Annotated in this window: 11 protein-coding genes; 3 read left to right on the top strand and 8 right to left on the bottom strand. The window is 68.5% G+C overall.

Features of this window, described 5'->3' with window-relative positions:
- Positions 1-66: 66 nt before the first annotated feature.
- Together ACCQ05_RS18820 and ACCQ05_RS18815 are read right to left on the bottom strand one after the other, a co-directional pair.
- A complete protein-coding gene (locus ACCQ05_RS18820) occupies positions 67-990 on the bottom strand; it encodes an SMP-30/gluconolactonase/LRE family protein (protein WP_372392074.1) in 924 nt (307 codons plus the stop codon).
- Entirely contained in the window at positions 990-1,505 is a 516-nt protein-coding gene (locus tag ACCQ05_RS18815; RefSeq protein WP_372392073.1) for a cupin domain-containing protein, read from the bottom strand. The genes ACCQ05_RS18820 and ACCQ05_RS18815 overlap by 1 nt, the downstream gene beginning before the upstream one ends.
- 394 nt (positions 1,506-1,899) lie before the next feature.
- Between ACCQ05_RS18815 and glnE the strand changes: the two genes are divergently transcribed.
- On the top strand, positions 1,900-4,725 hold the full coding sequence (gene glnE / locus ACCQ05_RS18810) for a bifunctional [glutamate--ammonia ligase]-adenylyl-L-tyrosine phosphorylase/[glutamate--ammonia-ligase] adenylyltransferase (protein WP_372392072.1): 2,826 nt from the start codon (positions 1,900-1,902) through the stop codon (positions 4,723-4,725).
- Positions 4,726-4,885: 160 nt separating this feature from the next.
- On the opposite strand, the gene ACCQ05_RS18805 is transcribed toward glnE, so the two are convergent.
- From ACCQ05_RS18805 to ACCQ05_RS18785, 5 genes are all read right to left on the bottom strand, one after another.
- Positions 4,886-5,443: a VUT family protein gene (locus ACCQ05_RS18805; RefSeq protein WP_372392071.1), complete on the bottom strand. Its 558-nt coding sequence runs from the start codon at positions 5,441-5,443 to the stop codon at positions 4,886-4,888.
- 92 nt (positions 5,444-5,535) lie between these two features.
- The gene (locus ACCQ05_RS18800) at positions 5,536-6,993 is read right to left on the bottom strand and encodes a nitrilase-related carbon-nitrogen hydrolase (protein WP_372392070.1); all 1,458 of its coding nucleotides are present in this window, start codon (positions 6,991-6,993) and stop codon (positions 5,536-5,538) included.
- Positions 6,994-7,320: 327 nt separating this feature from the next.
- A complete protein-coding gene (locus tag ACCQ05_RS18795) occupies positions 7,321-7,821 on the bottom strand; it encodes a hypothetical protein (RefSeq protein ID WP_372360477.1) in 501 nt (166 codons plus the stop codon).
- Positions 7,818-8,648, bottom strand: coding sequence for a DUF2145 domain-containing protein (locus ACCQ05_RS18790; protein ID WP_372392069.1), 831 nt, complete (start codon positions 8,646-8,648; stop codon positions 7,818-7,820). The genes ACCQ05_RS18795 and ACCQ05_RS18790 overlap by 4 nt, the downstream gene beginning before the upstream one ends.
- A gap of 70 nt (positions 8,649-8,718) precedes the next feature.
- Positions 8,719-9,684, bottom strand: a complete 966-nt coding sequence (locus ACCQ05_RS18785; protein ID WP_372392068.1) for a mitochondrial fission ELM1 family protein — start codon at positions 9,682-9,684, stop codon at positions 8,719-8,721.
- A gap of 117 nt (positions 9,685-9,801) precedes the next feature.
- Here ACCQ05_RS18785 and ACCQ05_RS18780 point away from each other — a divergent pair, with 117 nt between their 5' ends.
- On the top strand, positions 9,802-10,392 hold the full coding sequence (locus ACCQ05_RS18780; RefSeq protein ID WP_104543461.1) for a malonic semialdehyde reductase: 591 nt from the start codon (positions 9,802-9,804) through the stop codon (positions 10,390-10,392).
- A gap of 359 nt (positions 10,393-10,751) precedes the next feature.
- Positions 10,752-11,483, top strand: a complete 732-nt coding sequence (locus ACCQ05_RS18775; RefSeq protein WP_228961661.1) for a YceI family protein — start codon at positions 10,752-10,754, stop codon at positions 11,481-11,483.
- A gap of 332 nt (positions 11,484-11,815) precedes the next feature.
- On the opposite strand, the gene ACCQ05_RS18770 is transcribed toward ACCQ05_RS18775, so the two are convergent.
- The gene (locus ACCQ05_RS18770) at positions 11,816-12,604 is read right to left on the bottom strand and encodes a siderophore-interacting protein (protein WP_228961662.1); all 789 of its coding nucleotides are present in this window, start codon (positions 12,602-12,604) and stop codon (positions 11,816-11,818) included.
- Positions 12,605-12,730: the final 126 nt, after the last annotated feature.

Below are 12,730 nucleotides of genomic sequence, written 5' to 3'. Positions count from 1 at the left end.
CTTTTTTATTGCCTGGCGGTTGCCGGGTCAAGCGTGCGCAGGGCGGCCACGCCGCGTGATTTCCGCTTATTTTCCCTGCAATTGCAGCATCCACAGCGAACTGCCACCGGTGACGAACAGCCGCCGCTGGGGTGGGTCGAACGTGCAATTGGAGGCGGTCTGCGGCGTAGGTACCTGCCCGAGCAGGCGCCCGGCGGGATCGAAGATGCAGATGCCGGTGGCGGAACTGCTCCACAGCCAGCCCTGACGGTCCACGCAGAACCCATCGGCAATGCCATCGGGCACCACGGCAAAGCGGCGTGGATCGTGCAGTGCACCATCGCGCCAATCGAAGGCGGTGATCTGCGGTGTGCCGGGCCCGTGCTCTGGCGTCTGCGAGACATACAACACCCGTTCATCGGGCGAAAACGCCAGCCCGTTGGGGTGGTCCAGCTGGACCAGGCATTGCAACGGCCCGCCATCGGGCGGCAGCCGGTACATGCCGTGGAAATCGAGCTCCTGCTCGCCAGGACAGCCCTGGCTGGGCTTGAGCAGGCCGAACGGTGGGTCGGTGAACCAGATCGCCCCGTCGCGCGCCACGATCAGGTCGTTCGGCGAATTGAGCCGCTTGCCGTCGAAACGGCCCACCAGCAGGTGCGCGCGGCCGTGTGCGTCGCTGCGGGTGATCGCGCGGCGGCCGTGTTCGCAATGCACCAGCCGCTGCTGCGCATCCACGGCGTTGCCGTTGGTGAAGGCGGTGGCATCCAGCAACACGTCCACTGCGCCGTCTTCGCGCCAACCCAATACGCGGCGGCCGACCACATCGCTCCAGACCAGGGTGCGTTGCGCTTCCCACCACGCCGGGCCCTCGGACCAGGTGGCCTGGTCGTAAAGGGTGTACAGCCGCGCATCGCACAGGCGCGCGGCCAGTGCCGCATCGTGCGCATGTGGCGGTGGGCAGTGCGTGGGCTGCGCCGGACCAGGTGCACGCACACGGCAGTGCGCCTCCATCAACGCGGTGCCGGATGGCCGAACGGATGCGCAGCCGCCGCAGCCGGTGGTTGCGCAAACTGCACCAGCATCTGCAGACAAGGGGTGTCGCCCAGCTGGCCGGATCGGTGGCCGCGTGCATCGGCCGTGCCCTGGTCCTGGCCGAAGTGGATATCGCCCGGGCCCATCTCCACGCGCGTGCCATCGCCGGTTTCGATGAACCAGCGGCCGCGCAGCGGAATCACCCATTGCGGATGCGGGCTCTCATGCCAGTCGCCGACCCAGCCCACCGGCAGCACCGCGAACTGGATGCCGAGCACCTCGCCGGGAAAGGGCCGCAGCCATTGCGGCGCCGCACCGCCACCCACGCTCTTGCTGCCAAAGCCCGGCAGTTGCGAGGGATTGAGCCGGCTGTTGCCGTCCGGGCCGGTCCACAGGTGCAGGAACGGCAGGCTGGGCGGCAGATCGAGATCGTTGCCGTCGTTGTCCAGCGGGATCTGCGACGGCAGCAACGCGGCAGGCAATAGCGTGGGCATGGCAGGGCCTCGTGCGAAAAACGCAGTGCACCACGGGCATTGTCAGGGCGGCGTAAGCGATCTGTTCAATGCAGCGAAAATTCGCGTGACGCTGCGACCCTGCGTTTGATCTGGCTGCATTCTGCGTTGCAGGCGGCCAAGGCGTCTGGTGCCGGGACTGCGATACCGTTCGCTGCGCCTGCAGCCGCATCACTGCAGGAACAGCCATCGCAGTCTGCGCTGGCATCGGCCGCAGGTGTCGCGCGATGCACGGTGCAGGCGAGCATGCTGTATCGCTCAGGCGTCTCGTTGCATTCCTGCATCCATCCCATTGCGAGCAGTGCTTGCAGACGACCAGACATCCACGCAGTGATGTAGACGTGCTGCTGCAGGGTGGGGATGCCAGAATCGGCACATGTCGCTTTCCACCGCATCCGCCTCTCCTGCGCTCACCGCCCTGATCGAACGGGCCGTGGCGCGAGTCCGCCAGGCGCTGCCCGCCGGGCAGCCGCAGCCCGATGCGGCTGTCGGCCAGCAGCTGGCGCAGCTCGCGCTCGTCAGCGATTTCGCAATGGAGACCCTGGCGCGGCAACCGGCGCTGCTTGCGCATCTGGCGCAGGCCGACCCGCCGCCATTGCCGCTGCCGGTACTGGATCCGGCGCAACCGCAGGATTGGCCGGCGCAGCTGCGTCGCTACCGCGCCGCCGCGTCCACCCGCCTGGTGTGGCGCGATGTGTTCGGCCTGGACAGCGTGGAGGCCACCCTGGCCGGCACCACCCACCTGGCCGAAACCTGCCTGCAGCTCGGCCTGCAGGCGCTGGAGCAGCAATTCGCCAGCCGCCATGGGCAGGTGATTGCCGACGACGGCAGCGTGCAGCGGCTGGTGGTCTTCGGCCTGGGCAAGCTGGGCGGCGGCGAGCTGAATTTTTCGTCGGACGTGGACCTGGTGTACGCCTACCCGCAGGGCGGGCAATCCGATGGACCGCGCCCGCTGGCGGCCGAGGAATATTTCGCGCGGCAGGGCCAGCAACTGGCCAAGCTGCTGGACGAAACCACCGCCGAGGGTTTCAGTCACCGCGTGGATCTGCGCCTGCGTCCGTTCGGCAGTGCCGGGCGCGTAGCGCTGTCGTTCACCGGCATGGACCAGTACTTCCAGCGCGAAGGTCGCGATTGGGAGCGCTATGCCTGGCTCAAGGCGCGCGCGGTGGCTGGCGATATCGCCGCCGGCGAGGCTTGGCTGGAAACCCTGCGGCCGTTCGTCTACCGCCGCTATCTGGATTTCACCGCGCTCGATGGCCTGCGCGAGATGAAGGCCGCCATCACCGCCGAGGTCGCGCGGCATGACCGGCTGGACGACATCAAGCGCGGACCGGGCGGCATTCGCGAGATCGAATTTCTGGCGCAATCGCTGCAGCTGATCCGCGCCGGGCGCGAGCCGGCGCTGCGCGAGCGTCGGCTGTTGCCCGCGCTCGCGGCGCTGGTCGCCGCGGGCCAGATCGAACCCGATACCGGCGCGGCGCTGGCCGCGGCGTACCGGTTCCTGCGCCGGCTGGAAAACCGCCTGCAGATGCTGCGCGATGCGCAGACCCATGCCCTGCCGCAGACGCCGCTGGACTGCGAGCGCATCGCGCTGGGCCTGGGCTACGCGGATTGGCAGGCAGTGCTGGACGCACTGGCACCGCATCGCACGCAGGTGGCTGCCGAATTCGCCGAACTGCTGGCACCACGCGTGCGCACCAGCGCCCCCGATGGACTGGCCGATTACTGGCGCGCGCTGCCCGATGGCGATGCCGCGCCGCTGCTGGGCATCGGGTTGCACGATCCCGGCAGCGCGCACCAGGTGCTGGGCGATTTCGCGCAGTCCTCCGGCGTGCGTGCCCTGTCCGATACCGCACGTGCACGGCTGGACCGCGTGGTGCCGGCGCTGCTGCATGCCGCCGCCCGGGCCAGCCAGCCCGACGCGGCGGTGCGGCGCATGCTGGGCCTGTTGCAGGCCACCTTGCGCCGCACCAGCTATCTGGCGCTGCTGGACGAACAGCCCAGCGCGCTGGCGCGGCTGGTGGATGTGCTTTCGCGCAGCGCGCTGCTGGCCGAGCGCCTGGCGGCCTATCCGCTGCTGCTGGACGAACTGCTCGACACCCGCATCGGCGGCGCGCTGCCCGATCGCACCGCGCTGCAGGCCGCCTGCGCCGACACAGTGCATATCGAGGACACCGAAGCGGCCCTGCGCGAGCTCAACGAACGCCGGCTGGCGCTGAGCTTCCGCATTGCGCTGGCCACGCTCGACGGCCGCCAGCAGGCGGTGGAAAGCACCCGCCAGCTGGCCTGGCTGGCCGAGGCGGTGGTGCAGACGGTGCTGCAGCTGGCGCGCAGGGAACTGGTGGCCGCGCACGGGCAGGTGCCAGGCGGCACGTTCGCCATCGTGGGCTATGGCAGCCTGGGCGGGCTGGAGCTGGGCTTCGGTTCGGACCTGGATCTGGTGTTTCTCTACGACCACCCGCGGCAGAGCGAACACTCCGACGGTAAGCGGCCGCTGGATGCGGGGCGCTGGTTCGCGCGACTTGCGCAGAAGGTGATGGCATTGCTCGCTGCCGAAACCGGCGCCGGTCGCTTGTACGACATCGATGTGCGGCTGCGCCCGGACGGCGGCAAGGGTGCGCTGGTGTCGTCGCTGGCCAGCTACCGCGAGTACCAGCGCGAGCGCGCCTGGACCTGGGAGCACCAGGCGCTGGTGCGTGCCCGCGCGGTCGCCGGCGATGCCGCGCTGTGCGATGCGTTCGCACAGGTGCGCCGCGACACGCTCACCCGCGTGCGCGATATCGCGCTGCTGCACGAGGACGTGCGCAAGATGCGTGCGCGCATGCGTGCGGAGCTGGATCGCAGCGATGCCGGCCGGCTGGACCTCAAGCAGGGCGCCGGCGGCCTGGTGGATCTCGAATTCGTGCTGCAGGCAGGTGTGCTGGGCCAGGCCGCGCAGCATCCGGCATTGCTGCAGGTGTGCGACACGCCCGCCTTGATCGATGCACTGGTGCAGGCGCAGTGGCTGCCCGGCACCGCCGCGCAAGCGCTGCACGATGCGCACGCCACGCTGGTGGAGGCCGGGCTGGCCTGCACGCTGGACCGGCGCCCGCGGCTGATCGCGCCCACGCCGGCCATCCAGCACGCGCGCAGCAGCATCTTCAACGCAGCGCGTGCGCAGGGGCTGGAATTTCCCATCGGCAAGGATGTGGCTGCGTTGTAGCTGCGTGTTGTGGTCGGGGGCTTTCCCGTCTGTTCTTCAGCCGGCTTTTCCGCCGGCGGCAGCAGCGATAGGCAACCGTTACCGCGGGTGTCGCAGATGCCTGCGCAGAGCCGCCGGAGCCCGAACGCGGGCCGCCATGCAAACGCCGCTGCATCGCGTGTCAGGCCTGCGGGCGCGGCGCACTGCGCCAGAGCAATGCGCGGAACGGCCCGAGCAGGAACACGCCCATGCCCAGCTTCACCGCCAGATCGCCCGCGGCCCAGCTCAGCCAGGGCAATGACGCACCGGCGAAGGCGATGCTCCAGAAAATTGCGGTGTCCAGCGTGGTGCTGCAGGTGGTGGCCACGATCGGCGCGCGCCACCAAGTGCCGTGCCGCAGCCGGTCGAACACGGTGATGTCGAGCAATTGCGCCGCGATGAACGCGGTGCACGAGGCTGCCGCGATGCGCGGCGTCGCCAGCCATACCGACAGCAGCACCGCCAGCGCGAACCCGCACCAGGCCACCGTACGCGCGGCCTGCGGCCCGAAGCGACGGTTGATCAGATTGCTGACCAGAAATGCCAGTGGATACGAGAACGCGCCCCAGGTCAGCCAGTCGTTGATCGGGTACTGCACCAGGATGTTGGACAGCAGCACCACCGCGCCCATCGCCAACACCGCCCAGGTCACTGCGCGGGCGGTGAGCGGTGCGAACTGCGGCGTGGGGGCAGTGGACATGGCGGTTTCATGCAGGTGGTGCACCGATTATCCGCGTGCCGCTGCCGTCGGGCCAGCGCAGCGGCTGCGGTGAAATGCGATGCCTGCGTTACTCAGCGCACAGATGCCAATGGTGAAGACGCTCTGCGGCGATACGCCGCCGCAACCAGCAGCAGTGCAGCCAGCACGCAGATCCCGCCGAACAGATCGCCCACGCGGGTATACGGCGTACGCAGCTGCGCCCCCACCGGCAGGCTGACCAGCGCGCTGGCGCCGGGCATCGGTGCGCTGTCGGTCTGCAGCAGCACGCGGCCTTGCGCATCGCTGACGATCAGCCAGCCTTCGCGCGCGGTGCGCACTACCGCGTAGCCGTTTTCGACACCACGTAGCACCGTCATGTGCGCGGACATCCAGGCATCGCGGTAGTCGAAGTCCCATGCCGGCACCAGCATCATCGCCGCGTTGCGCTGGCCATTGGCGCGTGCCAGCCGCGCGAACAGCATGTCCTTGCAGATGGCAAGGCCAAACCGCGCATCGCCGATGGTGTGCAGCGCGTACTGCGTGCCGGTGGCGTACTGCTGCGCGCGCTCCGGCGGCGCCAGGATGTGCTTGTCGTAGTTCAACACCCGCTGGCCGTCCGGGTCGAACAACCAGGCCAGGTTGCGCGGATGCACGCCGTGCTCGCCTATGCCGACCACCAGCCACAGCCGGTGCGTGCGCGCCAGCGCCGCAAAATGCGCCTGCCAGCGCGCCAGCTCCGCCGGTGGCAGTACCGCGATCTTTTCCGGCAGCACCACGACATGTGCGCCTTGCGCGGCCAGCTTGCCGACCAGTACGTCGTAGCGGTCGCGGATCGGTTGCCAGTACGCCGGCGTGGCCGATGCGTTGATGGACTCGTCGATGGAGGCCAGGCCGATCTTCATCGGCGTGCCGGTCGCTGGCGTCTGCAGCCGCCACAGGCCGTAGCCGCTGGCCGACGCCACCAGCAGCACTACGGTTCCAACCAGCAATGCTGGACGACGCACCCGGTTGCCACGCCACAGCAGCAACGCCAGCAGCGAAGGCAGCAGGCACAGCACGAACAGCAGCCCGGACACGCCCGCCAGCGCGGTGAGCTGCAATAACGGCAATACCGCTGCCTGGGTATAGGCAGGGCTGCCCCAGTTGCCATCGGGCAGCAGCCGCGCCATCAGCAAGTCCAGCATCACCCACAGCAGCGGATAGGCGAGCACGCTCCAGCCGCTGCGTAAACGCCGCACCAAACCGCGCGTGCCCATCACCACCACATGCCACAGCGCTGCCATGCCCAGCGTGGCGATTATTGCAGCCGGCAGCGGCATCACCACGGCGAAGTAGGCTGCGTAGTGCGTGGCGGCCAGCAGCGTGGCGATCGCCACCGCCACCCGTGCCTGGCCGCTGCGTTCGATCGACAGAGCCAGCCATAGCAACGGTACCGGTGCCAGCCACGCCCACCACCATGCAGGCGCGAGACCGACCCCGAACCACAGCGCCGCCCCGGCGGCGAGCGAGGCCGGTAACAGGCGTGACAACGGCATCGGCGCAGGCTGCATGATCGGTTCCGTCACCAGGGTGCGTACAGTGTTCGCATGCCGGCCAACGCGGCGGCAGTGTCATCGGTCATGACGGCTTGCACGCGTGCGGTCTTGGCAGGGCGTGTCGCGTCGCGGAGTCGCTGGCGATCGGTTGGCGGCATGGACGCGCGCTCACCTGTGTCCCGTGCGGCGGCAAAGCGTCGGTCGGCGGGCCTGGATATCGGTTCGCCGCAGGCGGCGGGTGTGTCGCTGCAGGCGCTGTGACCCGCGACATCCCGTGGCGCGGAGCCACGTCTGCAGCGTCGCGGCCAAGCATCTGCGCGCTGCGACGGCAGCGCGACGGGGTCACCAGATGCGGCTGCTGGTGTGAGCCGCCGCCTCGCCGGTCGGCAGGAACGCCAGGGCCTGGCCTTGCGGATCCTGCACAGTCCAGCCACTGCCGGCCGGGCTGGGCTGGAACGACACCATGTCGCCCACCCGGAATCCGCTGGCCGGGTCGTCCTGGCGCGCGGGCCAGCGCAGCGACAGGGTGGCGTCGGTCTGCTGCGGGTCCTGCAGCTGCACCTCGCGTGTGCCCTCTGGCAAGGTCTGCACGGCTTGCACCCGCATGGGCGCCAGTGTGCCGGCGTGTGGTGGGCTGCTGGCTTCGCGCGCTGCCTGCACTGCCATGGAGGCAGGGTAGAGCACAGAGGCCAGCGCCCCACCGACGACCAGCACTGGCGTGGACACCGCCAGGGCCGAATAGAATTCCGACTTCTCGCCGGGCGTGGTCATCTCACCAGCGTGCGCGCAAGGTAGTGTCACAGCGACGAGCAACAGGCCTGCGGCCAACGCGGCACGGTTCACGGCATTTCTCCAGCAGAGGTGACGGTGCGTGCAATCGACAGTTCCTTGTCCACTGCGTCGCGTTGATGCAGGAAGTCGAACACCGATTCGACCGTGACCACCGAATAATCGCCGGAGACCCGCTCACCACCAGGGTGGTCGGTGGTTGCGGCATTGGCGGCGACAAAACGCGCACCCAGACGCTGACGCAGATCCAGATGCAGGATGCTGGGGTGATAGCGTGCGCCACGCAACCAGGCCTGCGCTGCGCGGCGGTCGGCAATGGTCTGCGGCGGTTGGGTATCTGCGGCCAATGCCACGGCCAGCACTTCCAGCACCCATTGATTGGAGTTCTGGTACTCGGTGGAGAACGGGTACGCCACGATGCTGTAGCGGGGTTCATGCAGGCGATGGGCCAGCTCGCCGTTGCCGGCCAGCAAGGCATGCAGGCGTTGTTGCACGGCACGGGTCGGGACGCCCACGCGCAGATCGCTGGTCAACGCGCTTTCGCCAACGAAGTTGCTCAGGCCTTCGACATAGAGCTGCGATGCATCGCTCTTGCAGCGGTTGAGCAGATGCCGCACGCGCCACAGGCCATCGTCATCGCGCAACGCAAACGCCATGTGGCTATGTTTGAGCCCGTATCGGCTCAGATCCTGTCCGCCGCGCGCCAGCAGTACCACCTTGGCGCCGGGCAGAGCATCCAGCGCTTGCGCGGTGGAGGCGGCCATGTCGAACATTGCCGCAGTGGCATGCGGCGAGGGGTAGCGCGGCACGCACTGCGGCGTTGCTGCACTGGCGGCCCATGGCGCTGCGGCCAGCAATACCAACCCGATCGCCCACCTCATCGTCGGTCTGCTCCTTGGCTTCTTCATCGACCAGCATCCTTGTATCGGGCGCCATCGTCAGGCGCATGGGTCAGGGCGACAGGCGCGCACGCACCTGTTCGGCGATGCGCGCGGTCTCGCGTACCGGGGGGATATCGGCTCCGGCGCCGAGAACTTCATCGGCGTCGTGTAGCCGCTGGCGGTCCCGCAGCGTGTGTAGGTAGGAGCCCACGCGCCCGTTTGCCAGGTTGCCGAATGCGGCGGCCACCGGCACGCGCGTGGCGCAGGCCTCGGAGAGCAGGTTGACCGAGTCGGCGGTGGCCACGATCGCATCGGCCCAGCCCAGCAGGCCGGCATACGGGTTGGGGCCATCGCGCTCGTCGCACCACAGCAGATGCGGCAGGCCGGCGCAGGCCGCGCGCAGCGGGGCGACGGTGTCGGCCGGCGTGCGGCGCGAGAGGGTAACCAGCAGGCTGCCGCCCAGTGCGCGCAGCTGCGCGCTCAAGCGGGCGCACAGCGCCGCCAGCGCCTCTGGCGTCCAGCTCACCTGCGCAGTGGGCCCGCCGATCAGCAGCGCCAGCCGCGGGCCGGGCAAGCCGCGCAGCGCGGGGAACATGGCGCGCCCGGCCGCCAGCCAGGCATCGTCCACCGGGTGCAGGCTGCCGAGCAGGGTGAGCACGTTCTCGCCGCGCAGCGCATCGTGCTCGGGCACCACCAGCAGGTCCCAGTGGCGCGGATCCAGGCGCGGATCCAGGATCTGCACGCTGCGGCTGCCACCGGCGCGCAGCAGCCGGGTGGCCAGCGCTGCCTGCCGCCCGCAGCCGATGGCCAGCGCGGGCGGCTGCTGCAGCTGCAGGGCAAACGCCGCGCCAAATGCCTGCTGCGCGCCGGGCAGCAGACGCGGCGCCGCCCAGCGCCAGGGCGCGTTGGCCTGCAGGTGGATGGGCTGGAAGGCATCGGGGTGCAACGCACGCGCCAGCGCCTCGGCCTGGCGCGCATTGCCGGCGCGGCCGTCGCTCAGCGCCCAGGTCAGCCCCCATCGTTTCAGATCCGACATAGATTTGTTTCAGATTGAACGCGTGTGGCGGCAATCGCGCCACTCTACACTGCGGGTCTTCACACTGGCGCCGACGCCGCAGCCTACCGTTGCGCCATCCCTTCTTCTGGAGTGCTCATGTCCGACTCGCTCAACGCCGCCGCACTGGATCAGCTGTTCCGCACCGCCCGCACGCAGAACGCGTTTGCCGATACGCCGGTCAGCCAGGACCTGCTGCGCGAGCTCTATGAGCTGGTCAAGTGGGGCCCCACCGCGGCCAATAGCGGGCCGGCGCGCTTCGTGTTCGTGACCAGCGCCGAAGGCAAGGCCAAGCTGAAACCGGCGCTGTCCGAAGGCAACGCCGCCAAGACCCTGGCCGCGCCGGTGACGGTGATCGTGGCGCACGACGAAGACTTCCACGAGAAGCTGCCGTACCTGTTCCCGCATGTCGACGCCAAGAGCTGGTTCGACGGCCCGCGCGAAGGGCGCGCCGAATCGGCGTTCCGCAACGGCTCGTTGCAGGGCGCCTACCTGATCCTGGCTGCACGCGCGCTGGGCCTGGATGCCGGCCCGATGTCCGGCTTCGACAATGCCAAGGTGGACGCGGCGTTCTTCGCCGGCACGCCGATCAAGTCCAACTTCCTGATCAACCTTGGCTACGGCGACCCGGCCGGGCTGTTCCCGCGCTCGCCGCGCCTGAGCTTCGATGAGGCGGCGCGCTTTGAGTGACTGTCGGCAGTGCGCCGCGCCGCGCGTGATGCATCCGGGCTGACATCAACGCTGCGGCGCGTCTGCCCGGAAGTGAATGAGCGTCGCCATGGGAGCCGCCCGGTGTCGTTGGCGATGTGTGTTGCTGCATGGCCGTATGTCGTCGATGACGCGACTGCGCTCACCCACAGATGAGCGCGGTCGATGCCCGGAAGCGGGGGATGTCACCTCCACTGCGTGTTCTGGGCCTGCCGTCCTTCGCCGTCTGCTCACTGCCGTGCAAGATAGGTGTGCCGTTTCCAGTTTCCTGCAGTCCTCGTCCGTCTGCGTTTTGTCCCATCCGCGTTGATCCAACGCGTCTCTCATCACATGGAGTTCCAATGAAGACCACCCACACGCTGTTGCTGCCGCTCGCCCTGACCCTGGCCATTGCCGCCTGCTCCAAGCCGGCCGACAACGCCGCCACCCCGGCTGCAGAAACCCCGGCCGCCACCGCGCCGGCCGAGACCGCCGCAGCGCCGGCGCCGGCCGCTGCCGAGTCGACGGCCTCGACCGCCCCGGCCGTGCAGGTTGCCTCCGGCACCTACACCCTGGACCCGACCCATACCGACGTGATCGCGCAGTGGAGCCACTTCGGCTTCTCCAATCCCAGCGCACACTTCGGCAATGTCGACGGCACCCTGGTGTACGACGCCGCCGACGTGACCAAGTCCACCGTGCAGGTCACCCTGCCGCTGTCGGGCTTGAACAGCTTCACCGCCAAGTTCGACGAGCACCTGAAGAGCGGCGACTTCTTCGACGCGGCCAAGTTCCCGAGCGCCACCTTCAAGAGCACCAAGGTCGAAGCGGCCGGCAACAACAAGCTGACCGTCACCGGCGATCTGACCATCAAGGATCAGACCAAGCCGGTGGTGCTGGACGTGACCCTCAACGGTGCCGGCGAGCACCCGATGAAGAAAGTGCCGGCTGCCGGCTTCGACGCCACCACCACGATCAAGCGCAGCGACTTCGGCGTGGGCCAGTACGCTCCGAACGTCAGCGACGAGGTCAAGATCCGCATCACCACCGAAGCCCTGCAGGCCAAGGCGGGTGAGGCCGCTGCGGCGAAGTGATCGCCCGATAGGTGGGGCGCCGGCGCGAGTGATTGCGCTGGCGCGTCAATGCAAAAGCCCGCCGATCGGCGGGCTTTTGCGTATGCGCCAGACCGAACACGCCGGTGCTGCGTGTGCCGGCCGCGCTTTTTCGCATGCACGCATGCAGCCATTGCCAGCCACCGCGTTCAACGGTCGTCGTAGCAATCCGCCGTGCGTAGGAGCGGCCCTGGCCGCGAACGCGTTACCGACAGACGTGCCGACGAGTGCGATTATCTCGGGAAAGCCTTTCGTGCCCGGGTGCGCTCCTACGCGAGGTAGCACGCGACGAATTGCGGTGAGCACGCAAGCCATTACTGCGCTGCCGGGTTCGCCTTCCAGTACCCCTTCGCACGCACCCATTCCTTGTCCACGCCCAGATGCTCTTCGATGAACATGCGCATGGCGCGGGCGCGCATCGATTCGGTACCGATCCAATAGAACGTGTCGCCGTCGTGCGGCTCGTAGTCGCGCAGGCTGTCTTCCAGCAGCGTGCTGCTGGCTGCGTCGAAGCCATTGCGCTCCAGCCAGTACACCTCCACATCGGCGGCGCTCAGCAGCTCCTGACGCTCGCTGGCATCGGCCACTTCGATAAAGACTTCGGCATGCATGTCCGCCGGCATCGCTTCCAGCCAACGGCCGATCGCCGGTAGCGCGGTTTCATCGCCGATCAGGACGTAGTGATCGAAATCGTCGGCCACCAGAAACGAGCCGCGTGGCCCGCCGATGCACAGCGTATCGCCCGGCTGCGCTTGTGCGGCCCAGCTGGAGGCCACGCCGTCGCCATGCAGCACGAAGTCGATGCTGAGTTCCCCGGTTTGCGGATCGAACAGGCGCGGCGTGTAGTCGCGGCCGGGCGAGGGAAGGGCGCCTGCGTCGTAGCGCGGGCCGTCGGCAGTCATCGTCGGCAGCACGAAGGCGCCGTCGGCATTGGGGAAGAACAGCTTGACGTGATCGTCCGGGGCCTCGCTCTGGAAACCGGCCAGTTCGCTGCCGCCGAACACGATGCGGCACATCTGCGGGGTGATGGCCTCGCAGCGCACCACTTGCACGGTACGCAGGCGCGAGTCGCGACGCAGTTGGGTGTTGGTATGTGTTGCCATGAAGTGCGATTCCTGTGGGTACCGTGTCGCGATACGGCGTTGGGGAGTTGTGGGTGAAGCGCGATGACGGATCGAAATCCGAGGCGTAACAGGTGCAGCAGCCGAGGCAGTGCCCATCCCTTCTCC

Origin of the sequence: Xanthomonas sp. NCPPB 3582 (genome assembly GCF_041475735.2) — a bacterium.
GTDB classification, from domain to species: domain Bacteria; phylum Pseudomonadota; class Gammaproteobacteria; order Xanthomonadales; family Xanthomonadaceae; genus Xanthomonas; species Xanthomonas codiaei.
This window is presented reverse-complemented; position numbering and strand designations above follow the sequence as displayed.

Bases quoted from the DNA above. Each gene is read 5' to 3' on its own strand.
- ACCQ05_RS18820 (WP_372392074.1), bottom strand. From the start codon at position 990: ATGGAGGCGCACTGCCGTGTGCGTGCACCTGGTCCGGCGCAGCCCACG.
- ACCQ05_RS18815 (WP_372392073.1), bottom strand. From the start codon at position 1,505: ATGCCCACGCTATTGCCTGCCGCGTTGCTGCCGTCGCAGATCCCGCTG.
- glnE (WP_372392072.1), top strand. From the start codon at position 1,900: ATGTCGCTTTCCACCGCATCCGCCTCTCCTGCGCTCACCGCCCTGATC.
- ACCQ05_RS18805 (WP_372392071.1), bottom strand. From the start codon at position 5,443: ATGTCCACTGCCCCCACGCCGCAGTTCGCACCGCTCACCGCCCGCGCA.
- ACCQ05_RS18800 (WP_372392070.1), bottom strand. From the start codon at position 6,993: ATGCAGCCTGCGCCGATGCCGTTGTCACGCCTGTTACCGGCCTCGCTC.
- ACCQ05_RS18790 (WP_372392069.1), bottom strand. From the start codon at position 8,648: ATGAGGTGGGCGATCGGGTTGGTATTGCTGGCCGCAGCGCCATGGGCC.
- ACCQ05_RS18785 (WP_372392068.1), bottom strand. From the start codon at position 9,684: ATGTCGGATCTGAAACGATGGGGGCTGACCTGGGCGCTGAGCGACGGC.
- ACCQ05_RS18780 (WP_104543461.1), top strand. From the start codon at position 9,802: ATGTCCGACTCGCTCAACGCCGCCGCACTGGATCAGCTGTTCCGCACC.
- ACCQ05_RS18775 (WP_228961661.1), top strand. From the start codon at position 10,752: ATGAAGACCACCCACACGCTGTTGCTGCCGCTCGCCCTGACCCTGGCC.
- ACCQ05_RS18770 (WP_228961662.1), bottom strand. From the start codon at position 12,604: ATGGCAACACATACCAACACCCAACTGCGTCGCGACTCGCGCCTGCGT.